General features: G+C 46.6%; 13 protein-coding genes and 2 pseudogenes. 8 read left to right on the top strand and 7 right to left on the bottom strand.

What is annotated here, in order from left to right; translation table 11 throughout:
- Window positions 1-503: 503 nt before the first annotated feature.
- The 3 genes and pseudogenes from AC3RV5_RS13540 (at window position 504) to AC3RV5_RS13550 (ending at window position 12,284) form a co-directional block, all read left to right on the top strand.
- A complete protein-coding gene (locus AC3RV5_RS13540) occupies window positions 504-2,510 on the top strand; it encodes a glycoside hydrolase family 71 protein (protein ID WP_489728161.1) in 2,007 nt (668 codons plus the stop codon).
- A gap of 1,155 nt (window positions 2,511-3,665) precedes the next feature.
- A pseudogene (locus AC3RV5_RS13545) lies at window positions 3,666-4,826 on the top strand (PQQ-dependent sugar dehydrogenase); the annotation flags it as partial.
- A 600-nt stretch (window positions 4,827-5,426) separates the two neighbouring features.
- Window positions 5,427-12,284 carry a putative Ig domain-containing protein gene (locus tag AC3RV5_RS13550; protein ID WP_489732164.1) on the top strand — a complete coding sequence of 2,286 codons (6,858 nt, stop codon included), beginning with the start codon at window positions 5,427-5,429 and terminating at the stop codon, window positions 12,282-12,284.
- 589 nt (window positions 12,285-12,873) lie between these two features.
- Here the strand turns inward: AC3RV5_RS13550 and AC3RV5_RS13555 are convergent.
- The 4 genes and pseudogenes from AC3RV5_RS13555 to AC3RV5_RS13570 all read right to left on the bottom strand — a co-directional run.
- A complete protein-coding gene (locus AC3RV5_RS13555) occupies window positions 12,874-13,938 on the bottom strand; it encodes a glycosyltransferase (RefSeq protein WP_489728162.1) in 1,065 nt (354 codons plus the stop codon).
- Window positions 13,939-14,066: 128 nt separating this feature from the next.
- Window positions 14,067-15,500 carry an oligosaccharide flippase family protein gene (locus AC3RV5_RS13560; RefSeq protein WP_489728163.1) on the bottom strand — a complete coding sequence of 478 codons (1,434 nt, stop codon included), beginning with the start codon at window positions 15,498-15,500 and terminating at the stop codon, window positions 14,067-14,069.
- Window positions 15,501-16,020: 520 nt separating this feature from the next.
- Entirely contained in the window at window positions 16,021-16,302 is a 282-nt protein-coding gene (locus AC3RV5_RS13565; RefSeq protein WP_489728164.1) for a hypothetical protein, read from the bottom strand.
- 96 nt (window positions 16,303-16,398) lie between these two features.
- A pseudogene (locus tag AC3RV5_RS13570) lies at window positions 16,399-16,826 on the bottom strand (MoxR family ATPase); the annotation flags it as partial.
- A 345-nt stretch (window positions 16,827-17,171) separates the two neighbouring features.
- Here AC3RV5_RS13570 and cysK point away from each other — a divergent pair.
- From cysK to rrtA, 3 genes are all read left to right on the top strand, one after another.
- Window positions 17,172-18,137 carry a cysteine synthase A gene (gene cysK / locus AC3RV5_RS13575; protein ID WP_489728165.1) on the top strand — a complete coding sequence of 322 codons (966 nt, stop codon included), beginning with the start codon at window positions 17,172-17,174 and terminating at the stop codon, window positions 18,135-18,137.
- Window positions 18,138-18,241: 104 nt separating this feature from the next.
- Complete coding sequence (locus AC3RV5_RS13580) at window positions 18,242-18,697, top strand: hypothetical protein (RefSeq protein WP_489728166.1); 456 nt, start codon at window positions 18,242-18,244, stop codon at window positions 18,695-18,697.
- 221 nt (window positions 18,698-18,918) lie between these two features.
- Entirely contained in the window at window positions 18,919-19,512 is a 594-nt protein-coding gene (gene rrtA, locus AC3RV5_RS13585; protein ID WP_489728167.1) for a rhombosortase, read from the top strand.
- Between the two features lie 165 nt (window positions 19,513-19,677).
- Here the strand turns inward: rrtA and efpL are convergent, their stop codons facing one another.
- The gene (efpL, locus tag AC3RV5_RS13590; RefSeq protein ID WP_489728168.1) at window positions 19,678-20,253 is read right to left on the bottom strand and encodes an elongation factor P-like protein EfpL; all 576 of its coding nucleotides are present in this window, start codon (window positions 20,251-20,253) and stop codon (window positions 19,678-19,680) included.
- 177 nt (window positions 20,254-20,430) lie between these two features.
- Complete coding sequence (locus AC3RV5_RS13595) at window positions 20,431-22,938, bottom strand: S9 family peptidase (RefSeq protein WP_489728169.1); 2,508 nt, start codon at window positions 22,936-22,938, stop codon at window positions 20,431-20,433.
- Between the two features lie 150 nt (window positions 22,939-23,088).
- On the opposite strand from AC3RV5_RS13595, the gene AC3RV5_RS13600 reads away from it, so the two are divergent.
- Window positions 23,089-23,640 (top strand): glutathione peroxidase, encoded by a 552-nt coding sequence (locus AC3RV5_RS13600; RefSeq protein ID WP_489728170.1) that lies wholly within the window; start codon window positions 23,089-23,091, stop codon window positions 23,638-23,640.
- Window positions 23,641-23,714: 74 nt separating this feature from the next.
- Here AC3RV5_RS13600 and AC3RV5_RS13605 read toward each other — a convergent pair whose 3' ends face one another.
- A complete protein-coding gene (locus AC3RV5_RS13605) occupies window positions 23,715-24,326 on the bottom strand; it encodes an FMN-dependent NADH-azoreductase (RefSeq protein WP_489728171.1) in 612 nt (203 codons plus the stop codon).
- Between the two features lie 437 nt (window positions 24,327-24,763).
- On the opposite strand from AC3RV5_RS13605, the gene AC3RV5_RS13610 reads away from it, so the two are divergent.
- The gene (locus tag AC3RV5_RS13610) at window positions 24,764-25,570 is read left to right on the top strand and encodes a substrate-binding periplasmic protein (RefSeq protein ID WP_489728172.1); all 807 of its coding nucleotides are present in this window, start codon (window positions 24,764-24,766) and stop codon (window positions 25,568-25,570) included.
- The last annotated feature ends 154 nt before the right edge of the window (window positions 25,571-25,724 follow it).

The raw sequence follows: 25,724 nt of genomic DNA on the forward strand, positions 1-25,724 counted from the left end.
TGCTCAAGCCAGCTTGCAAACCCGTAGAGATTTGTCTTTTTATTATTTCCCTTCCTAATTTTCAAATTAGAAAAAACATTAAAAACCGGCATAATAAATGCCTGATATTTATCGCGAAACGCTGAATTCGATTTTTTTGACTTGATTTATGTATCATAGTTTTTCACAAATAAATCAATATTATACAGTGTAAATATTATTCTATATCGTATATACGTATAGGTAGCTTTGTTCCGCACTAACTATTTATCACCCTAATTAACTAATGTATATTACAACAATAGGATACTAGCAACACCAAAAACCAGCAATGGCGCAGCCACACAAAGTATCTGCAATAAGAAACACCAAATTTAAGAGATTAAGAGATTAATTAAATGAGCAGATATTTTACTAAAATAATATCTTCACATAGTTTGTTACTGTGTCTAACAGCTTGCAGTGTAACAAACTCTCAGAATGTTCCTTCGGCATCTGCACTTAATAGTCGCGATCCAACGTCAGTGAACCAAAGTGCCGTTGACATATCAAAACTGGTCTTCGCCCACTACTTCACTCCCTACCCTCAGTCGATTAATAATAAAATGCCAGGAGAAAATTACTACGACCGTAATTATCTAAACCCTTATGGTGAAAATAACAAGTTTTTGCGTAGCGGCGGGTTACTCAGACAACGTCCGCTTTATCGGGCTCCCTTTGCTGGTGATTCCGAATGGCGTGTTACCGATGCACGATTCCAGGTCAGACAAGCAGCGGCTCTTGGTTTAGATGGTTTTTCAATGAATATCCTTTCCACCAGTGGTGCCAATTGGGATCGTCTTCTGCGCACCTACGATGCCGCGGAGGAACTCGGGAATTTCAAAATACTGATAATGCCCGATATGAACGCCGTTTTTAAAAACAGTCCAGAGCGATTTATTCCTACTATTCAAGCGCTTGACAAAAGGAAGGCGTCTTATCGTTTAGATGATGGCCGTTTGGTCATCGCTCCTTACTTAGCAGAAAACCGGTCTCCCGCTTGGTGGAAACAAACTCTGGATAAACTAAAAGCCTTAGGCATTAAAGTTGCGCTAATGCCTTTATATCAGGGCTGGGACTCTGATTTAGCTGCATTCAAGGAACAGGAGCCCGCTGCTTTCGATGAATACGTCTACGGCGTGTCTGATTGGGGACCAAGAACCCCCACCGCTGCATACGGTCTTATAAACCACCCCGGTCGTGCACAACAAGAGGGTATTAAATGGATGGCATCTGTTTCTCCCCAGGACAGCCGAGCTAAAAACCCTAGTTATACAGAGGCCGGCAACAGTGAAAATTACAGAGTCATGTGGGAAAGTGCTATCAAGGGCGGAGCTGACTGGGTGCAAGTCATTACCTGGAATGATTATTCAGAGACGACAGAAATTACACCATCTTCACAAACCGGCTATTCGTTTTACGACCTGACTGCCTATTATATTGATTGGTTTAAAACCAACCAAAAACCTAGCGTAGTGCGTGACACCATGTATGCATTCTATCGGGAGAACAGCACTAATACAGTCTTATCCGGCAGTGTGCAGACCAAAGCCTATGTATTGGTCAATGGAGAGTCTGCACGAAATGAAATAGAATTATTGGCATTCTTAACAACGCCAGCCACGCTGGAAATTAAAATAGCGGATAAAACGTATCAACAAACCGCAGCCGCTGGTATGACTAGCTTCAAAGTACCTTTGCAGGAAGGAACGCCTACATTTAGAATAATGCGAGATAATAAAATAATTCAGGAGATGGCCGGCCGGGTGGCTATTAACAACAATACCGTTGATGTTCAGGATATGACCTACCATGGTATGAGCAGTAGCCGATTACCAATTAGTCAAAATACCCAGCATTTAAGCTGGCCACAAAAGCTGAACACTGACAGCAAAAGCTCAATCAACAACGCGGACACACAATCTCCTTTTGCCAGAAATAGTAATGCTCTTTCTACAGAATTTGCTTTTGATGGACAGCAAGCAAATAGTGGTTTTGTTTATCAATTTTTAACATTGCCTGATAATTCATTAACCTCTATTGGATTTGACATCAATTTGAAAGATGCCTGCCTATTTGAATCTAACCTGGTGCTAAATCTGGCCGATAGCAATGGAAATACAGGCGGGGTGTTAGCGTTGTGCAATACTGATAATACGACGACTGAACTGGTCAACCGCTCGAGTTCTGGAGATGAAATTCTAGCAGGAACAAGTCTTTTACCTAATTCATGGTATCAGATAAAAATCACCGCTAAAAGTGGAGCCTCTGGTCAGGATGTTTATGATTTATTGATGACCCGACCAGATGGCTCAAACGTTGCGCATCAAAATTTGTTTTTCGAAAACGATGTTAATGGGCTTGGCAGTATTCAATTGATACTTGAAAATAGTGATCATACAGAAGTAAAAATCGCGATTGATAATGTTTATGTAGGAGCCGGCCAAAGGAACGGGAATATCAATAATTCGCTAATCAATGGCAGCTTCTAGTCGCCACTAGTAATTGGCAACAACGGTAAATATCAATATTTTTCAGGCTCGAAGGTACCGGGTTGGCAGATCGGCAGTGACATCGATTTGATCACCAAACTAACCTGGCCTGCTCCCGACGGAAACCAGCAGCTCGATATTCACTGAACGGGTCACGGCGGCATTACACAAACAGTGTCAGGTCTGATAGCAAACGGGAATTATAAGCTCAACTTCGCATATGCGGGACATGCTTTGGGACCGAGTGGGCCCAGGACTATTGATATATTTGTCAACGATACACTACTCGACTCGTTGTCAACGACCTCAACGACGCCGAACTATCTGTTAGCAAGTTACTCGGTACAGGGGTCAAGCGAGGGCGACATCAAGGCGATGTTTGACTCGACATACTCAACCGGCGGCACTGGCAGGGTGCTGGATGGCGTGCAACTGGTAAATATAGGGAACCAATAAACAAGTTACATGAGACCGTCTGAAACATACATTGGTATAGCGTTAGGCGGCTCTTTTTACTTTAATTTGAGCCTGAGAGAGAACTTAACCGAACTAGAGTCTAGATACGGATTAAGTCCCGCTGTCGAGCGTCGCGCTGTCGAGCAATATAGAGTGCGTGACTATCGACGCTTAAAACACTCCAAATTGCCGACTAACCTTTGACCACGCTGCGTTAACATGCTATAAGCAAAGTAAGCTCTGGATCTATTTAACCAAATAGTTCCTACAAGCACTCTGCTTCGGTCATCGAGAAGTTATAAGGATTCTTGTTTTTAGTCAAAATTCTTATCTTCATGACCTGATTGTGATGTGCGAGGTTATTAATGCACCATTAGTAACCTTAATCGGGGTTGAGTTTAATCATTGATATTAAATTTTATCTACGTCTAATCGATGCCAATTTAAAACAATAACAATATTATTCTCTTTCATATTGGCTTACCTATATGGCCTACCAAATTGTCATATAGACTTTCTTTTTGTGTCTTTGGATAAGGTTCAATTGATTTAGTCTACAAAACCCACGTATAGATAGCTGAGAGACGTACGAGCCGAAACTGCTTGCCAGCATTCACTGTTAATAATTATGAATAAAACAGGGAGGTTCAGATGGTTACGAATATTAATACAGACGGATTACTCGCCAGAGCGAGAGTGATGTCGATAGGAACCGGACTACTCTTTGTTACGATTCTGTTCGCCGCATTGCCCGCACAGGTTGTTTACGCTGCGCCAGGAATCAATGCCCCCTTCCCGGTCGGCGCTTATCTCGACGGGGCGTTTCCGCCACTCAGCCCGGGCGCTGACCCAAATGCTAACTATACACCACAAAATCACTTTCCCACGCTGTCCTTTATTGAACCTATTCGCATAGTTGAACACCCAACAATCGACGAGTTGGCCATCGTGTCGAAAGACGGAACCATTCGTCTCGTTCCTAACGTATCCGGTGCAACAAGTACCACCCTGCTGCTGGATCTCAGCCCTATCATTCAGGCAAAGCTAGGGTCTGGCGAGGGCGGCATCGGTGGATTCGTGTTTCACCCAGACTTTGGTCAGCCGGCCAGCCCGAATCGCGGTTACGTCTACGTCTGGTATCGCTGGTCACCTGATGGCGGCTCATCGCCCAATGCTACAGTCGATGGCTACCAACATCTCTCGCGATTCGAACTAGCCGACGGCGCCACTCAGATTAACGTCGCAAGCGAAGTCATTCTTATTCAGCAATTCGACCGGCAGCAGTGGCATATCGGTGGTGCCATGTTTTTTGGCCAAGACGGTTTTCTGTATCTGAGCGTCGGTGACGAGGGCAACTGCTGCAACCGGCTCGAATCCTCCCAAAAAATAGACGGTGGTTTATTCTCGGGCATTCTGCGCATTGACGTCGATCAGGATCCAATACTGAGTCATCCAATCCGCCGTCAGCCCGAGAACGTTGGCACGCCACCTTCCAGCTGGCCAGATTCATTTTCACAAAACTATTATGTACCTAATAACAACCCCTTCCTCGATACTCAGGGGGGGGTTCTGGAAGAGTTCTATGCCATAGGCTTGCGACATCCGTGGACCGTCCACCGAGACGACGCAACGGGAAACATCTGGGCAGCTGATGTTGGCGAAAACACGTTCGAGGAAGTTAACGTAATCCAGAAGGGCGGTAACTACCAATGGGCTTATCTTGAGGGTATTTTTCCTGGGCTCATTGCCAAGCCACAGAATATTATCGGCACCGAGTACAGCCCGGTTTTCTACTATGACCGTACGATGGGCCAGGCCGTCATTGGTGCCGGCGTATACCGGGGTAACGTGCATCCCCAGTTAGTAGGAAAATATCTCGTATCCGACTTCCTGACGGGCACCTTATGGACAGTTGAGGGCACCGATCCCGCGACTGCAGTCGTAGAGCAAATCGGTAACGTTCCTGCGGGCTTCCCTATGGGGATAAACTCTTATCTGCTTGATCGGCACGGCCGGATCCTCATGGCCCAAACGGCGGGTGGCATGTTGCCCGGTGGTACAATTCAGGAACTAGTAACCAACGGTACTCCAAACCCAGAGCCGCCGGCTCTGTTGTCGCAGACCAACGCGTTCGACGACTTGATCGAGCTCAACGTGCACGACGGCTGTGTGCCCTATGACCTGAACGAACCCTTCTGGTCCGATGGCGCGCTTAAATCGCGCTGGTTATGTCTACCCAATGACGGCACGCACAATTCCCCCAACGAGCAGATTGCATTCAGCGAGAACAACGAGTGGAACTACCCGGTCGGGACCGTTTACATCAAACACTTCGAACTGCTGTTGGATCAATCCGATCCGACTTCGAACGTGCGCCTCGAAACGCGCTTCATGATACATGGGACCGATGGTTGGTATGCAGTAACCTATCGTTGGTTTAGCGACGAGACGGATGCAGAATTGTTGACGACTGCGGTCGATCAGTCCTACGTTGTGAACCGTGGTCAGGGTCCCGTGGAGCAGATATGGCATTTCCCCAGCCGCAGTGAGTGCCTGCAGTGTCACACGACGAACGCGGGCAGTGCTCTTGGCGCCAGCACCCGCCAGCTAAACGGCGACTTCAGCTATCCGCTTGCAGACGCCAACCAGCTTGAAACCTGGAACCACCTAGAGATGTTCGACCAATCGTTGACTCTCGGTCAGATAGCCGCTTTTCAAAAAAATTACGCCCATGACGATCTGAGTGCGAGTGTCGAAGATCGTGCGCGGTCGTATCTGGACTCAAACTGCGGCTACTGTCACAGACCCAGCGGCGTGCGCGCGAATTTCGATGCTAGATCAACCACACCATTGAGTTTACAAGGCCTGTTATTCGGCGAGGTGATTGAACACTTTGCCGGCGGCGATAGGGTCCTGTTCCCTGGCGATCCATCAAGGTCGGTCGCGTCCATCAGAATGGATCGGGTCGGACAGGGTGCCATGCCTCCCCTGTCGAAGGCGCTAGTCGACGACACTGGAGTAGCACTGCTCGAAGCCTGGCTGGACGTTGCCGCCTTAATCGGCAACGACACCAGCACCGACGGCTCCTTCATCGATGCTCATCATCCTAGCCTCTACATCAACGAAGCGGATACACTCGTCAATGGCGGCAGTGAAGTCAGCACCGTGACCGTTGGCGACTTCAAGTTCTACGCTCGCAAACTTGGCAATCCGATCACCCCTATCATCGTCAAGGTGGGTGGTGACAATCAGTTCATCGTCGTCGCCATCGGCACGTCGCGAACACAGAGCGAATATGTGATCGGCGAAAACCGATTCCCCTTTTCCGACACAGGTCTCATTGAAATCGAGTTGATGCCCGCTGAGATCTTGGCCACCGGCTTCATGGATGCCTACCCCGATGGCGATGGCTGGGGGGCCGGGACAGTGATCCCGGCCGACGACAGTGCTCTTGAGGATGAGATTTGGGCGCTGTTGCCCAACCCACTCGTGGCAACCTCGTCGGGATTCAATCCGTCTGCCGACACTCCAGCTGTTTTTCTCGGTGAGGACCCCCTAGTCACGAATGCTGGGAAGGCATTGGCCCAGTACACCACGCTAAATCGGAGCTATCGATACGGGATAGTGATGTCAGCGGATGGCGACCCCGGTATGGAGGAGATACCAGCGCTGCTGGTCAACGGTTCTTTTGAGTCGCCGTTAGTGATTGACAACAACTTTCGATATCAATATTACAGCGGCACCGAACTACCCGGATGGCAAATAGGCGGTGACATCGACTTAATCACCAGTAAAGTGTGGCCTGCCCCCAAGGGCATACAGCAACTTGATCTGAACGGGACAGGTCCCGGCAGCATCACCCAGACCGTGTCCGGCCTGGTCTCAAACGGGACTTATACCCTGAGCTTCAAATACGCCCGGCATGCTTTCGGAGCCAGTGGCCCCAGAACAATGGATGTGTTGGTTAATGGCACACTACTCGACTCCTTGTCAACTGTCTCACTGGCGCCCAACTATCTGCTGGCAAGTTATCATGTGCAGGCCACAAGCGCAGGCGACATCACGGTGATGTTTGATTCAACGTTCTTAAGTGGCGATACGGCGATGGTGCTGGATGACATACAACTGTTGGAGGGGAGTGCCGGTAATACACCACCTGTCGTTACGCCGCCCACTGACCAGAGCTCACTTGAAGGCCAGACGGTTGCACTGCAAGTTGAGGCCAGTGACGCCGACAACGATATCCTGACCTACACAGCCCAGGGCTTGCCGCCAGCGTTATTTATCAACAGCCAGACCGGCTTGATAAGTGGTGCACTGGACATTGGCTCTACCGGCACCTACTCAGTGACCCTGACCGTCGTGGACGGTCTCGGGGGGGTGGCAAACGAATTGTTCCAGTGGAGCATCACCCCCGGTGGGGGCAGTAATACCCCGCCTGTTATCACGCCGATACAGGACCAAAACGCCCTTGAAGGCCAGACGGTTACGCTGCAAGTCCTCGCCAGTGACGCCGACAACGATATCCTGACCTACTCAGCCCAGGGCTTGCCGCCAGGGTTATTTATCAACAGCCAGACCGGCTTGATAAGTGGTGCACTGGACATCGGCTCTACCGGCATCTACCCTGTGACCCTGACCGTTATAGACGGTATCGGCGGTGTGGCGAACGAATTGTTCCAGTGGAGCATCACCACCGGTGGGGACGGTAATACACCACCGGTTATCACGCCGCCCCTTGACCAGAGCTCACTTGAAGGCCAGACGGTTACGCTGCAAGTCCTCGCCAGTGACGCCGACAACGATATCCTGACCTACTCAGCCCAGGGCTTGCCGCCAGGGTTATTTATCAACAGCCAGACCGGCTTGATAAGTGGTGCACTGGACATCGGCTCTACCGGCATCTACCCTGTGACCCTGACCGTTATAGATGGTATCGGCGGGGTGGCGAACGAGTTGTTCCAGTGGAGCATCACCCCCGGTGGTAATAACCCGCCTGTTATCACGCCGATACAGAACCAAAACGCCCTTGAAGGCCAGACGGTTACGCTGCAAGTCCTCGCCAGTGACGCCGACAACGATATCCTGACCTACTCAGCCCAGGGCTTGCCGCCAGCGTTATTTATCAACAGCCAGACCGGCTTGATAAGTGGTGCACTGGACATCGGCTCTACCGGCATTTACCCTGTGACCCTGACCGTTATAGACGGTATCGGCGGTGTGGCGAACGAATTATTCCAGTGGAGTATCACCGCCAGTGGTGGCGGTAATTTGATCAATGGCAGCTTTGAGTCGCCGACCGTTATCGACAACAACGGTAAATACCAATACTACAGCGGTACCGAACTACCAGGCTGGCAAATCGGCGGTAACATCGATTTAATCACCAACCTGATCTGGCTCGCCCCCGAAGGCAACCAGCAGCTCGATCTAAACGGTACCGCTCCTGGCAGTATCACGCAGACCGTGCCCGGCCTGGTCGCAAACGGGACTTATACCCTGAGCTTCAAATACGCCCGGCATGCTTTCGGAGCCAATGTTCCAAGGACAATGGCTCTGTTTGTCAACGGCCAGTTGATCGACTCGTTGTCAACAACCTCTCCGGCACCGAACTATCTGTTGGCCAGTTACCAGGTGCAGGCAACTGGCGTGGGCGACATCAGCGTGATGTTTGAATCAACCTTCTCTGGCGGCTTGGGGATGGTGCTGGATGACATACAACTGGTGGTAGTAAGCGCCGGCGGTAATACACCACCTGTTATCACGCCGCCCCTTGACCAAAACGCCCTTGAAGGCCAGACGGTTACGCTGCAAGTCCTCGCCAGTGACGCCGACAACGATATCCTGGCCTACTCAGCCCAGGGCTTGCCTCCCGCGTTATTTATCAACAGCCAGACCGGCTTGATAAGTGGTGTACTGGACATCGGCTCTACCGGCATCTACCCTGTGACCCTGACCGTTATAGATGGTATCGGCGGGGTGGCGAACGAATTGTTCCAGTGGAGCATCACCCCCGGTGGTAATAACCCGCCTGTTATCACGCCGATACAGAACCAAAACGCCCTTGAAGGCCAGACGGTTACGCTGCAAGTCCTCGCCAGTGACGCCGACAACGATATCCTGACCTACTCAGCCCAGGGCTTGCCGCCAGCGTTATTTATCAACAGCCAGACCGGCTTGATAAGTGGTGCACTGGACATCGGCTCTACCGGCATTTACCCTGTGACCCTGACCGTTATAGACGGTATCGGCGGTGTGGCGAACGAATTATTCCAGTGGAGTATCACCGCCAGTGGTGGCGGTAATTTGATCAATGGCAGCTTTGAGTCGCCGACCGTTATCGACAACAACGGTAAATACCAATACTACAGCGGTACCGAACTACCAGGTTGGCAAATCGGCGGTAACATCGATTTAATCACCAACCTGATCTGGCTCGCCCCCGAAGGCAACCAGCAGCTCGATCTAAACGGTACCGCTCCTGGCAGTATCACGCAGACCGTGTCCGGCCTGGTCGCAAACGGGACTTATACCCTGAGCTTCAAATACGCCCGGCATGCTTTCGGAGCCAATGTTCCAAGGACAATGGATCTGTTTGTCAACGGCCAGTTGATCGACTCGTTGTCAACAACCTCTCCGGCACCGAACTATCTGTTGGCCAGTTACCAGGTGCAGGCAACTGGCGCGGGCGACATCAGCGTGATGTTTGAATCAACCTTCTCTGGCGGCTTGGGGATGGTGCTGGATGATATACAACTGGTGGTAGTAAGCGCCGGCGGTAATACACCACCTGTTATCACACCGATACAGGACCAAAACGCCCTTGAAGGCCAGACGGTTACGCTGCAAGTCCTCGCCAGTGACGCCGACAACGATATCCTGGCCTACTCAGCCCAGGGCTTGCCGCCAGCGTTATTTATCAACAGCCAGACCGGCTTGATAAGTGGTGCACTGGACATCGGCTCTACCGGCATCTACCCTGTGACCCTGACCGTTATAGATGGTATCGGCGGGGTGGCGAACGAGTTGTTCCAGTGGAGCATCACCCCCGGTGGTAATAACCCGCCTGTTATCACGCCGATACAGAACCAAAACGCCCTTGAAGGCCAGACGGTTACGCTGCAAGTCCTCGCCAGTGACGCCGACAACGATATCCTGACCTACTCAGCCCAGGGCTTGCCGCCAGCGTTATTTATCAACAGCCAGACCGGCTTGATAAGTGGTGCACTGGACATCGGCTCTACCGGCATTTACCCTGTGACCCTGACCGTTATAGACGGTATCGGCGGTGTGGCGAACGAATTATTCCAGTGGAGTATCACCGCCAGTGGTGGCGGTAATTTGATCAATGGCAGCTTTGAGTCGCCGACCGTTATCGACAACAACGGTAAATACCAATACTACAGCGGTACCGAACTACCAGGTTGGCAAATCGGCGGTAACATCGATTTAATCACCAACCTGATCTGGCTCGCCCCCGAAGGCAACCAGCAGCTCGATCTAAACGGTACCGCTCCTGGCAGTATCACGCAGACCGTGCCCGGCCTGGTCGCAAACGGGACTTATACCCTGAGCTTCAAATACGCCCGGCATGCTTTCGGAGCCAATGTTCCAAGGACAATGGCTCTGTTTGTCAACGGCCAGTTGATCGACTCGTTGTCAACAACCTCTCCGGCACCGAACTATCTGTTGGCCAGTTACCAGGTGCAGGCAACTGGCGCGGGCGACATCAGCGTGATGTTTGAATCAACCTTCTCTGGCGGCTTGGGGATGGTGCTGGATGATATACAACTGGTGGTAGTAAGCGCCGGCGGTAATACACCACCTGTTATCACACCGATACAGGACCAAAACGCCCTTGAAGGCCAGACGGTTACGCTGCAAGTCCTCGCCAGTGACGCCGACAACGATATCCTGGCCTACTCAGCCCAGGGCTTGCCGCCAGCGTTATTTATCAACAGCCAGACCGGCTTGATAAGTGGTGCACTGGATATCGGCTCTACCGGCATCTACCCTGTGACCCTGACCGTTATAGATGGTATCGGCGGGGTGGCGAACGAGTTGTTCCAGTGGAGCATCACCCCCGGTGGTAATAACCCGCCTGTTATCACGCCGATACAGAACCAAAACGCCCTTGAAGACCAGACGGTTACGCTGCAAGTCCTCGCCAGTGACGCCGACAACGATATCCTGACCTACTCAGCCCAGGGCTTGCCGCCAGCGTTATTTATCAACAGCCAGACCGGCTTGATAAGTGGTGCACTGGACATCGGCTCTACCGGCATCTACCCTGTGACACTGACCGTTATAGATGGTATCGGCGGGGTGGCAAACGAGTTGTTCCAGTGGAGTATCACCGCCAGTAGTGCCGGTAATTTAATCAATGGCAGCTTTGAAGCAGACGGCGCAGTGCCTCCGACTACTTCGATTACCGGTTGGACTGTGTTGACAGGCGATGTCGAAGTAATAGCAGCCGGCTATGACGGTGTTTACGCGCTGGATTTGAATGGCACGACACCAGGCAGTATCACCCAAACCTTAACTGAATTGACACCGGGTGTTGAATACATGCTCGACATCGTCTGGGCCGATCAGGCTCAGCGCAACCCAAATCTGCAAACACTGGCAACGGCGGATATATTCATAGCCGGCCAGTACGTCGCGTCCATGCGCACGACATCTGATACATTATTCGTCGACTGTAACTCGTTCCCATTTATCCCAACTGCTTCATCGGCAGAGCTCGAGATCCGCTCCACTACTCCATCTAATGTAGGTTTACGAATCGATAAAATCAGCATCCGTCAGGGCGTCCCCGTGCAGCCGCCTACATCGTCGCTTAACTTCACCAACGCGGGTTTCGAGATACCCTTGAATCCGCCAAACATCGACCCACACATTTGTGGGTTCAACCTCCCGGGGTGGCTGGTCACCCAAGAGAACGTCGACGTGGTCACACTTCTCTCGTTTGGTGCACCCGAAGGTGATTCAGTGATCGATGTCGGCGGCCATGGTCCGGGTGGCATTGCCCAGACAATCACCAACCTGGATCCTGGTCTGACTTATCAGCTGGGTTTCCAATACGCGCGGCACCGCTCCTGGGATCAGGAACCTGTGCTGACAGCAGACGTCATCATAGATGGCATCTTGGTGGACACACTGGCTCGGGACCTGACGCAGAAAGCACCAGCCTGGGAGTTCTACTCGTTGAACTTTGTCGCGCCACCGGACGGTTCGGTAACAATCGAGTTTCGCTCGACAGCACTCACTGTTGGAGGGGGTGTGTTATTCGACAACTTAACAATAACCCCTCAGTAACGAGCCTACTAGCAAGGAACTGTTTAATATGACTTATGAGCAGAACAAAACCATAACTGAGTTAAGTCAGATTGATGAAAATTTGTATGACATTGGGGTGTATCTGCGTGCGGTTTTTAATAATACCGGAGACCCAATATATTCGTAAAGGATGAAGAATTTACGTTCTTTATTGTTAATGACGCCTTTTGAAACTTTTTTTGAGTTATCTAGGCCCGAAATAGTCGGCACAAACTTGCCGAAAAATTTCCATCAAGTGAGATTGAGCATATTTTATCTATCGATAGACAGGTACTAAAGGCCGGGAAGGAGGTTTTATGCGAAGAGACCCTCTCACCTAGTGCAGTACAAGCTAAGACAGTTCTTAAAGTAGTCTAATTGATCCGGACACTCTAGATAATTATCAAAACCGGAGTGCACCATGAACGCTAGAAAGAAATAGTCAAAATAATTTAAGTTAGATACGATCAGCTTGGTGTTTGAGCAACAGAGCCGGAAATATTATGGCCTAATTCAGTAAGGGATAATTTTTGCCCGTCTATTAAAGATCTGGTTGCGACCATCAAAGAAACTAGTCGCCTAAAAATAATCATTTGATTAGGCCCATGATTTTTAGAAATTTTTCAGCCATACACGGTTTAGATAGGCTAGTAAATGTATTCAAAGCTCCCTGCGCTAATTGATACCTAATTTCATCATTTGATAACAATAGGTTTATTTTTGCTAACAGAGAGTCAACATTTAGACGCTCGAAAAGCAAGCCGTTAACTCCATCAATCACATAACTAGCCTCAGGTCCCATATGCCTTGCAATATCATTATGAACAATAACTGGTAATCCCAAGCCCATATAGTGCACAACACTCAAACCCGCATCTCCTCCATATGCTCCGGCAAAACAAGTAGACGCAATTTCCCTTTGTTTTACTTCGTCAAAAATAGCACCGTAAAAGGTCGCAATGGAGCCATATTTGTTCTTTAACCGCTCCACGTATTCGCTATCGCCTGTTCCAATTACTTTTACATTTACCTTACTTCGCAGAGCTGCTGCAAGCAATATATCAATATCACATCCTTGTCTTAAACGTCCTATATAAAATATCGAATGAGAAATGTTATTTTTTAACACCTTGTTGACGGGAGCAATATCCAATGTATTTTGACAAACACTAACTTTGTGCTGCAATCCACGAGGTAGTTTTTTTAATAATTCTTGTTTTGAATAATCGGTATAACAAATATATCCGTCACATAAAAATAAAAGCATTTTGTAAGTCGAATTAACAAAAAAATTACTACTTTTATACCCTCCTTGGCCGTGCAAATAAATTTTCTTGTTGGTAAAGAGCGTTGTTAACAAAAGTACCCATAATGACCAATACTTAAGATTTGCCACATGAAAAATAACGTCATGTCGATGCCAAAGTCGTAATAACTGCTTGTTGAAAATGAATGTTCCAAAAAAGCTGCGCCAGTTGGCGTCTTCATACACAAAATTACAATTTTTAGCGTTTTTTCTAGCGGGATCTGCTGTTTCTCCATGCATCCCAGCATATACAGTGACACTTCCCTTGTTGAATTTCGCAATTTTATCAAAGATATTTATTCTATATTCAGGTAATATTGGTTGGATTATTAATAGTTTATTGCCCATTTTTAATAGTCTCCTAAATCAGTAGTTTTTTTGTAAAAATTTAGTGAAAATAACAATACTAACACGGCTAAAAGATACCCAAATACAGTCATTAAACCGACGTGGGCAAGATAATTCGACCACCTCAGTTAAGCCAGATTTCTCCTTAAAAATATTTTAATGTCATCAAAACAAAATATTACACACAAGATAATAGAGCCAACTAGTAAACAAATGGAATTAAAAAAACCATAAGGTCTTAAGTTATTATTTGCATCTGTCAGCAAAAAGATTGTGTTATGTGTCACTGAATACCAAACGAATAATAACCAAAAAGCAGAGATCATAAGTAGTGATATTATTTTTAAACTTAAATTCATTTTTAGGATGAATTTAAAAGCCAGTAGATACATTAAAATAGCAACTATCTGAAATGTAGCTATGCTGCCCGATATAATTATTAAATTATCACTAAATCCTGATATTAAGGCTGTAAAAAAAAGAAAAATTGAGTCTATTAGTAAAGTTAAAAACTTACATTTAAATAATCCCAACGCATCCAACATCGAATATGTAACGGACATCATTATACGCGATAACAAACCCACAAGAAGTAGGTTGATTACCGGAATTGCATCTAACCATTTATCGCCCCATATTATTGAGATGATCGGCTTACTTATAATTATGCCCAGTGTGCAACATATAATAGCACCCGAAAGAACCAGTTTTGAATAAGACTCATAGTCCGCCCAAAATTGACTCATATTTCCTTCTATTTTTAATGCCGCAAGAGCGGGGGTGATAACAGTTCGAATAGTTGCCGTAATTAGTTGGCCGGATGCTGCCGTGAGTTGAAAACTAAAAAAATAAAACCCTAACAAAACAGCAGAAGAAGACATTGAAAGAGCAAGGAAATCACCTTGCATTGAAAAACCCATCACAAGTGCCGTGAGTAATGGCCATTTCGCCTCTCTCAGCATTGCGGTGATTTCTTTTATACTTAACTTAGTATTTTCACTCCGTACTAAATCCCTTTTTAGGATGCAGAGTACGAAAACCATGATGCCTACGAACAAATAAGGTAAGCCCAATGAATAAATCCCAAAATCCAGATACAAACAAATGATTAGTCCGCCATGCTGAGCTATGCTTGAATAAACGTTTAATTTACTTAGGGATTTGAAGTCTTGAAGGACTGAGTAGTGTAACCATAGTTCATCGCGTTTCCTTGATAATAATAAACATACAGAAAAAATAAGGAATAGGTTGGCTTTTTCCACTTCGTTTTGAAAGAACGCAAAAATTAAACATACGATAAACAATAAAATATTTAAATATGTTGCCAATTGAAGATATCGTTTTCTTCCATGTTCATTTTGATGTAAAAGAAAAGTAAATAGCCCACCATTTCTGACTGACAATAAAATAGCTGATATGGAAAAAACTGCAGCAAAAAGACCAAATTGTACTGGTAACAGATACCATCCTGCAACGATTTGAGCCCCCAGGCTGCCGACACGAGAAAAAACAACGCTAGACAAATTCCATAACAAACCTAGAAATGTATGTTTCCTACTCATCTTGTGTTTCCTAACATCACCCTGTTTTTTTGAGGGTTTAAATTGCCGTTGTAAAGTGCGAACAGGGTTCTCTGATAACTGATTTTCCAACCCTCAAACATAGCCAGTGAAATATGTTCATATTCTTTCAAAAATAACAGGAAAACGGTAATGATAAAAAGAGTAAAAAGCCTACCCGTGAAAGTATAGAAAATGAGGTTTTTTAGAGGACTAATTAGGTATAAAGAATATAATCCGAAAACATATTGACTTATAATATGCATTACAAAATCGTTGTTGTTATTCATATGATTCCCTTCTATTTGAACTCTTTGCACAATTAACTTTAATTCTTAATGGGAATTCACTTCATCCATGACAGGTCAATCTTAGATTCCGACACACTTGGTCTAGAAAGAGAGTAACCATCCGCGTTTGCCCGAATCCCCCCAGTGTCGGGGTTGACTTGTTTCAAATCATCCAACAAGTAATCAGAAAATAACCAAGCAGCGCCCTCTTCAGGTATGTCAGTTAGAGACCTTTAAGTTATATTTTTACTGGCAAGAAAGCGTTTATATGCTAGTGGGGCCGGAGCTTCAGTTGAAGTAGACGGTTTACCTTGTCGGAGCAAAGCATAAAGGAATTGTGTATGAGGAAAAAAGGGTAACCCGTCTGGCTGAAAAATCATCGTGAGCTTTCTAATCGGCTTAATAGACTGCTTTACTGTTAAATTTGACTCACCTGTTTCTATATTTATGACGTGTTCCAGTCTAGGATAAACTTGAGCACCAACTGGTTGAATATGAAAATCGTCTATCTGCAAAACTGATCTCCTAAAAGTACAATTTCATCTTAAGTCTTAATTTATCGAATTTCAACAGAACACATTGTCCGTCTTACAAAGTAGCGCACATTAATTTTTTTGGTTGTTCGAGATAATGATCATCACAGGACGCTGGGCGGCTTTTATGGTCTGACGGGTTTCATAAACGAATAACTCCATCATATCCAACTCCTACAGTAAGTCGTTGGGAAACTCTATATCCGCCTTATCAATCTCATCTATTAGCAACACCGGTCTTTGACCGGCCTCAAACGCCTGCCAAAGTTTACCCTTGATGATATAATTGCTAAAACCTTGTCATCTCTCAACTGGGAATCGTGCAAACGGGAAACGGCGTCGTATTCATACAATCCTTGCTGAGCTTTGGTAGTGGATTTGATATGCCACTGGATCAGCTCGGTCCACCTTTTATCGGTAGTAGGCGTTCAAGTGATAGCCGCGTTGACTGCAAGTTGCAGCCCGGCGCTGGCAATGTAATTTGCTTTTGCGTTAAAAGACCTCAATTCATTTATTCACACTTAGGCTCTTTTTATCGCCTATGGGGAAAATATAACCGGCTACCATTACACTACAATAAACCTGTAAAATCGTTACAACAGGCGTCATTGCAGTACATCAATAGATGACTAAAGTGAACAATTTACCAATGATTATTTTTTAGTGTGAACTATTTCCATATGATATAGCGAAATAGCACTTTGAATTTACTCACTTCGCCGTAATCTAAATGGTTAATACCAAAAATGGTATCAGACAGAAACGTGCTATCTAACAATGTACAATAATGCCAAATGATTTTCATTGCTAGCAAACAAATGGCACAAATAAACCTTCAGGAAGGAAATCTTATGCAAGTTTATGATGACAATTCATTAGCCATTGGCAAAACCCCGCTGGTTAAATTAAACCGTGTAACCGGTGGAAATGTGTATGCCAAGATAGAGGCACGCAACCCAAGTTTCAGCGTTAAGTGCCGTATCGGTGCCAACATGATTTGGGATGCCGAAAAACGCGGCGAACTGACTAAAGACAAAGAGATCATCGAAGCGACAAGCGGCAATACAGGTATTGCCCTGGCCTTTGTGGCCGCTTCCAGGGGTTATAAAATCACCCTTACCATGCCAAGTTCCATGAGTTTGGAACGCCGCAAATTACTCAAGGCATTGGGTGCCAAACTCGTATTAACCGAAGCGGCCAAAGGCATGAAAGGAGCCATTGCTGCAGCCGAAGAAATTGTCGCTGCATCCCCGGGGAAATACGTGCATTTGTTACAATTTGAAAACCCTGCTAACCCTGAAATTCACGAAAAAACCACCGGGCCAGAGATTTGGAATGACACAGACGGTAAAGTCGATATCTTCGTGGCCGGTGTTGGTACGGGTGGAACGATCACTGGTGTCAGCCGTTATATCAAACACACCCAGGGTAAAGCCATTATTTCGGTGGCCGTTGAGCCAAGCGATTCCCCGGTGATCACCCAAGCCAAAGCCGGACAAGAGCTCACTCCTGGTCCACATAAAATACAAGGCATAGGCGCGGGTTTCATTCCAGGTAATCTGGATTTGGATATAGTGGATGCAGTTGAGCAAGTAACCAATGAAGAGTGTATGGAAATGGCCCATCGCTTGATGAAAGAAGAAGGCATATTAGTAGGCATTTCTTCTGGAGCAGCGGTGGTAGCCGCCAAACGTTGGGCAGAAAAGCCAGAAAACGCCGATAAAGTAGTAGTGGTGATTCTAGCCAGTGCCGCAGAGCGTTATTTAAGTAGCCCCCTATTTGCCGGTGAATTTAGCGAGGCTGAAGAACTCCAATAGGCTGTTTTTTAGCTTAGGAAAAGGGGGCCGGCTGTCTCCCTTTACTTTTTTGTCGCAACAACGGTACACTTTGCTTCTCGTTGTTGTTAATAAAGAAAACTTGCATGATACTTTCCCGTAGCGCACGAACATCCCTTTGTTTGCTTTTTAGCTTGCTGGTAAGCAACTGCGGCGGCGACGAACCAGTCAAGGGTGCGGGTAAATATGGCATGATGGATAACAACATTCCGGAATACGCCGCATTACAATTTTTTGAACACATTTATGGCGATCCTACTATCACCCAAACGCTTGAGTACGCCAGCCCCAAGATGGCGCGACTGATCAAATCCTATCGAATCAACCGCAATGTTCAGCGACACGTGTTAAACATGGCCTTCGACACGGTAGAAATCAAACCCAACGCAGGCAGTGCCGGACGTAATGAATTTGCCAAAGAGGCCAGCGTCACCTTATTTTTCGAAGGCACCCTCAACGGCAAAAAGATAAAAGATTTGCGCACCATTAAACTGGTTCGTATTAATAAAAAATGGAAGGTAGACGAAGTCAGTCTGGAATAACCTCAAGTCAGTCAAACGATTGGTCGGTCCCGCTTGACATCGCTTTTCACCGCTTTCACATTTTATTACCAGTCATCATTCGTTAAGCGCCACTGATCCTGGGTGTTGGAAAACGACTCACCCACTACCATGCAGGCTTTAGCACAATAAGCTATGACTCGTGGTCCAAGTCTAAGGTAAGATACTGATCACTAAACTTAAAAATCCTAGTTATAAATTTCATGCTTAGCCTTCCGTTCCAAAAGACTCACATCCTTGGCCCTTTGTGCATTATCCTCATCAGTACTTTCCTGTTTCTTTTCGAACCGACCAGCAGCCTATGGCTGGCCTTCGACCGCAGTCAATTAGCCGAGCAACAGTGGTGGCGGCTACTCAGTGCTAATGTATTGCATACGAATCTCAATCATATGTTACTCAACTTTGCCGGCGTGATCCTGCTGTGGGGTCTGCACGGTGAATATTACCGCACCACACACTACCTGCTGATGTTCTCGTTTTGCGCGCTAGGCAGCAGCATAGGCATCTATTTTTTTGCACAACGCCTGGATTGGTATGTAGGTTTGTCAGGTGCCCTACACGGGGTATTTCTGTGGGGCGCCTTTCAAGACATCCAACATCAGCGGTCCAGCGGCTGGCTATTGATGCTTGCGGTTTGGTTTAAAATTATCCATGAACAATACTCAGGGGCCAGCGCTGACATCGCCCAACTGATCAACGCCAGTGTTGCCGTAGAAGCCCATCTGTATGGGGCGCTAAGCGGTATGTTGTTGATCTTTTATGCGTTAATTTTTAAGCAAAAAAAACTTAAATTGTGAAACACCTTGCGTTCGCGGTTTTTATCTAACTTTAAGCCGTGCGCGACATGAAATTGCCGTTCAACAATAGCGACTTTTATTACGCACCCTCAACCTGAAATAATTTTAATCGTTCCAGCTCATCCCCCGGCGACGACACCGGGAGCTAAGTGATACTCGGTAGCCTTATTTTGAATCGGCTCTGCTGACAAATTTATGTTCAGAAGTACTGACTTTAATTTTTTCGCCACTAGCGATGTACTCGGGAACCTGCACGGTCAAACCGGTAGACAATAACGCAGGTTTGGTACGCGCACTGGCAGAGGCGCCTTTAATAGAGGGATCAGTTTCGGTAATCAACAACTCTACATTGGGTGGCAGCTCTACGCCCACAGGTGAGCCATTTACGGTCATGATCTGCAACCCCACCGTGTCCTCGGTGATAAAAAACAACTCTTCTGCAATGGTTTCTTTGTTAAGTGAATAAGGAGTGTAATCTTCACTATCCATAAATACATACTCTTCACCGTCAACATAGGAGAAGGTAACTTGATGGCGGCTAAAATCGGCTAACTTAATCATCTCGTCCGCTTTAAAGCTCTGATCGGCTTTAGCACCCGTTGTCACTTCATATAAACGCATGCGATACAGACTCGCCCCCGCCCGACCACTAGGGGTGAGTTTGTTTATATCTTTGACAATATAAACTTTGTCGTTGTGTTCGATGGCCGTATTCTTTTTAACGTCACTGGCTTTTGGCATGATCATATCTCAAATTAAATTTTGCAAAGAAACTACCAGAAATGTCATTTTAGGCAAGTGTTGAAATTCCCATTTATGTTATTGAGTAGTATTTTCCTTTGCATAGGTGTTAATGCTACAGGCAAAAAAAACACCACAGACCCAAGGTGTGTGGTGTTTAAGGCATCTAACGCAATATTACAAGTTCGTTTCAAACAACTTGTAAATGCGCCTATATTCATCTAGCCAAGAGCTGGGCTGCACAAACCCATGACTTTCCACCGGGTAAATGGCCGTTTCAAAGTTCACTTTTTGCAATTCGATTAAGCGCTGCACCATCCGCACCGTATCAACGAAAAACACATTGCTGTCGATCATGGGGGCGTTAATCAATAAGGGTTTACGCAATCCTTCGGCAAAATACATCGGAGAGCTTCGTTCGTATGCAATAGGATCAATGTCCGGGGTATTAAGGATATTAGAGGTATAACCATGATTGTAGTGGGCCCAATCAGACACGGGTCTAAGCGCCGCGCCGGCCTGAAATAAATCCGGTTGGGTAAACAGGGCCATATAGGTCATAAACCCCCCGTATGAGCCGCCATAGGTACCGATACGCTGACGGTCAACCTGGGCATTTTTAACCAGCCAATTTACGCCATCTCGCAAGTCATCAATTTCTGGTTTGCCCATATGTCGATAGATTGCGGTGCGCCAATCCCGGCCATAACCAGCAGATGCCCGGTAATCCATATCCATCACAACATAACCCTGTTGCGCTAACATGCTGTGAAACATAAACTCCCGGAAATAACCCGACCAACCCAGATGGGAGTTTTGTAAATAGCCGGCACCGTGACTAAAGATCACCGCCCGATGTTTTTCTGGATCAGCAGCCTGATTAACGGGGGAATAAACCCGGGCAAAGATCGGCTGGTCGGCATTGCTGGATTCAACCGGCACTATATCCGGGGCCGTCCAGGGTATGGCCAAAAACGCTTCACTGACAGTGTGAGTAAGACGCTGAGCCTGGGCGTTTGGCTCAGCTGCCTGGCGGTATAATTCCGGCGGCAGACTGACTTTGGAGTGGGTCAGTAACAACTGTTTTTCATCCGGACTAAGCGCGTAATCCGTCATACCGTTAAGATCAGTCAAGGCCTCTATAGCCCCGGTATCCAAAGCCACACGATAGACTTCATAAATCCCCGGATGTTTTTTGTTGGCCTTAAAATACACGTATTTATCGTCATTAGTCAGGGTTAACGCATCGACTTCATATGGCCCTGAAGTCAGCGCCTTGGCTGGGCCATTCAGTTTTTTTTGATACAGGTGGGCGTATCCTGACTCCTCTGACAGGTAATAAAGTTGTTCACTGTTATGCAACCAGCCGAAACTGTTAAATTTGTAATTTATCCAGGCATCATCATGTAATTGATGTTGGTTAACTAACTGGTGTTGGTTAAAATCGACACTGGCTAACCAACGATCTTTGTTGTCCCATGCTTCCAGCATGATGGCGACTTGTTGCCCATTAGGGTGCCACACAATGGCGCTTTGCGACCAATACCAGTCCACCAGCAAACCTATGTCTCTGGGTAAGCGATTACTGATATAGCTTTCACCGTTAGCTTTGGCATTTTCCCTTTTCACCTCGGCTAATACGTCTTCGTTATAACCAGGCAACCCCTGATAACCGAGTTGATATTTTTGCTGTCCGGGGATATCTAACAACCACAACGTCTGGTTTTCAGGTTTGGCATCGGCCACCCGCTGGCGTACTTCTTTGCTTGCAATTCGCCCATCTTCACCAATGTAAGCTGGCATAAGATCATCATCACCACGCCAAGCAACGCTTGGTTGCTCAACCAAAATCAGTTTATGCCCATCTGGTGACAAGCTCGCTTGTACAGTTTGGTGCTCTTTAGCAAAATAAAAAGGTTGTGGGCTGAGGGTCGTATTGTGCGCCGTCAATTGCTGTTGCCGTTCAAACTGTTGCTGACGGTTGAGCCGGTTCAGCGCCACGTAATCAATTAAGTCTACCTGCTGGCGGGCGATATAATCCTCTGGCTCTTCTAACGCTTGAGGCTTGTCAGCAAATACCCACGAAACTAATTTCTGCCGGAATCCGTTGTTTAAATCCAGGGTGTAAAAACTATCTTCCAATTGATAGGCTACACGCCCGTCGAGTAAAAACTGCAACTGAGTCGGTTGGGCAGCGTCTTGGCTTACCTGCCTGATTTGGCCTGATGTTAAATCTTTAACAAAAATATTACCCTCAAATACCCAGGCACTGTGGCTTTGCTGATTATTGACTACCCGCCCCTCATAGCTGTACTGATGTAGCGCCTCAAGTGCTACCAGATCGCCATTCCCCTGAGTACTGTGTCCGTCAGTTTTTCGCTGCCAAAGGTTGATCAGCGGCGTGCCCTCTTCTTTGCGCTGATAAAAAATCGCGTGACTGTCATCTGCCCAATAACTGCCCAGAGGCTGGCGTCCTAACCAATCAGGGTCCGCCATGATCTGGGTTAGTTGAATAGCACCTGAGCCCGAACTTTTTGGCTGTGCTGCTTTTATGGTTGCAACCGTTGTCTTGGGTTGCGTGGGAACCGGCTTGGCTCCCACGGTGTCGACGTTGTTGATGGCACCGCAAGCGAATAAACTGCTGGTTATTATCACCACCAGCAGTTTCTTTGAATATTTATACATTATTGTTTTCCATGGAAATTTCGAACTATTTTGTGATTAACAATTTACTTTAAACCCAAAATCAAGCAGATTAAAGCCAAGCACAAGAGTGTTTACAATTATTTAATATAAATTGGCGTGAGATCAGTAGTGATACGCAAAGGGAGCACTATGCAAAAATTATTAATAATGACCTGCTTGTTTTTAATCGGTACCAATGTAAATGCAGCAGAGTGTCCGGATTTATTGAAATTCGCTAAACGTAAATTGAATTCTCAGGATACCGTCAACCTGTGCCAGGCGTATGCGGGTAAAACCGTGTTGTTTGTTAATACTGCCAGTTATTGTGGATTCACCCCACAATTTAAGGGGCTTGAGGCACTTTACCACAACTACCAGGATAAGGGTTTGGTGGTATTAGGATTTCCTTCCCATGACTTTAATCAGGAAGATCAAGACGAGGGAAAAACGGCGGAACTATGTGAACTCACCTATGGCGTTGAATTTCCTATGTTTGAAGCGATTTCGGTCAGAGGTAAAGAGGCAGATCCTCTGTATAGAATGTTAGCCAAAAAATCAGGCACCTCGGTTAAATGGAATTTTTATAAATACTTAATGGATAAAAACGGCGATATTGTGGAATCTTATGCCTCATCCACCAAACCTACTGATGCAGGTCTTATCGCCACCATAGAACAAACCCTGGCCAAGTCAATCCAGTGAACCTGGTAAAACATTGATCAGCGCTAGTATGCAATGTTAAGCCCAAGCTCTGGTATTACCAGGGCGTGGGCTGCTTAGGCTGCTTTTTTGGGTAATAACTTGGTCATAGCCTGACGGGCGGAATGCCAGGCTTCGGCAGTCGCCGACTCTCCCATGTTAACCCCCTCCAGATAAATAACGTGTACATCGGTCAATCCAATTAAGGCAAATACATCCCGCAAGTATTTGCTTTGGGTGTCTTTTTCTGTGCCTTGGTATATCCCGCCTCTGGCAGCTAAAACATAAACCGGCTTACCTTCAACCAGGCCTTTGGGGCCTGTGGCAGTATAACTGAACGTACGCCCAGCTCGGGCAATGCGATCTACCCAGGCCTTAAAGGTTGAGGGGATACCAAAATTGTACATTGGCATGCCAATCACAATGGCATCAGCCTCAAAAAGTTGGGCAAGCAATTGCTCGGAATGTGCCCCCAGGGCAAACTGCTCAGGGTTTTGCTTCTCAACAGGTACGGCCCAAGCCTGCATTTCAGCCATGCTTAAGTGGGGCAAATCCAACGCGGCCAAATCATTCTCGGTAATGGCCACTTTTTCACTACTCTGCCAATGTGCGATAAACTCCGCCGCCAGTTTACTGGAATTACCTGACGGGCCACTCAAACTGCTATTGAGCAATAGTACTTTTTTCATCACGTTTCCTAAGAAGGTTAATCAATTTATGGATCTGATTATACCTCCATAAAAAAGAACTAAAATCGCATTAAATTGCAACTATCATTCTATTTTTTAGAATTAAACAACTTCATACAGAAGCATTTTGCCACCTCAATATTTGTGAAACCTTTATTTACAATTTCAGCTAACCCAACAACTCTCACCAATTAACCTCACTTAACTTACTAATACCCAGGAAGACCTTGCCACCGGGTTTCGAGCTGTTAGCTTTACCCCTAGCGTTTGCGCCATGCTCGGGAAATTTAATTCAAGCCTGTTTTGTAAAAACAGGTAAAATACCCGGGGGATTTTACTGTGCTAATTACACAGTAATATATTGGTCAGCACGTCTGTGGGTAAAATTTCCCCTTGATATGATTTCAGTGACTAAAGTGATAAAAAAAGGAGACTGAGTGCGCGCTAAATACACCATTGGACTATGGCTTGGACTACTGCTACTTCCTGTTAGCGGCCACTTGCGAGGCAATGAAAATATCTTACTGCTGACCAACCCGGCTCCATTTTTTTCCACCCTGGATGAAAAAAGTCAACCTAGCGGTTATTCAGTTGAATTGGGCAAAGGGGTTTTAAGGCAAGCCGGTTATGTACCTATAACCATTGCCCTACCCTGGGCGCGATTGTTGAGATGGAGTGCAAAACTTGATCAGCATTTAATTTCTGATCTCGCCAGAACACCCTCTAGGGAGCAGCAATACCACTGGATCACGCCCGTCACGCGCAATCCCATTGCGGTTTATGCCAGGCGAAGTGATATTGGCCAAATAAATTCACTGGCTGAACTTAATAGGCTGGCTTCTATCGCGGTATTACGCGATGACTATCGAGTGGGGATCCTAAATCGAGCCGGAATAACCAATGTCAAACCGTTCAATACTTGGCCACAAGCGCTAGGTTCCCTTATCAAAGGCCGGGTCGACAGTCTGTTTTTGTCTGATCTGGGACTGACATTGACCTGTTTTGAAAGCAAGTTGGATTGTTCCCACATCTATAAAATATACGCTCATCAATTGTCCGACATTTATTTGGCCATGCCCAAAACACCTCACTCCCAACCGTTAGCCGATAACTTGCTAAAAGCAGCAGCTAAATACAAGTCATCTCCCGCATTTCGACATATGGCGAAACAACATTTAAGCGCAAATGACACTATCAGCCACGCCATGTCGCTCACGGATGGGGTGATCTCAGTTGGCAGGTAAGAGCGCTGTTTTTTTATACAACCGCTACACCCTAGATACCCCCTATCTTCCAATTAGAAATTTAACTAACAATTAGTCAATCTCACTAAAGCTTTTGTTAATAGTGAATACCAATCAATCAGACCTCAACCACTACCCGTATAAGCTTTTGATA

This window comes from Paraglaciecola sp. IT1134, from assembly GCF_058068185.1.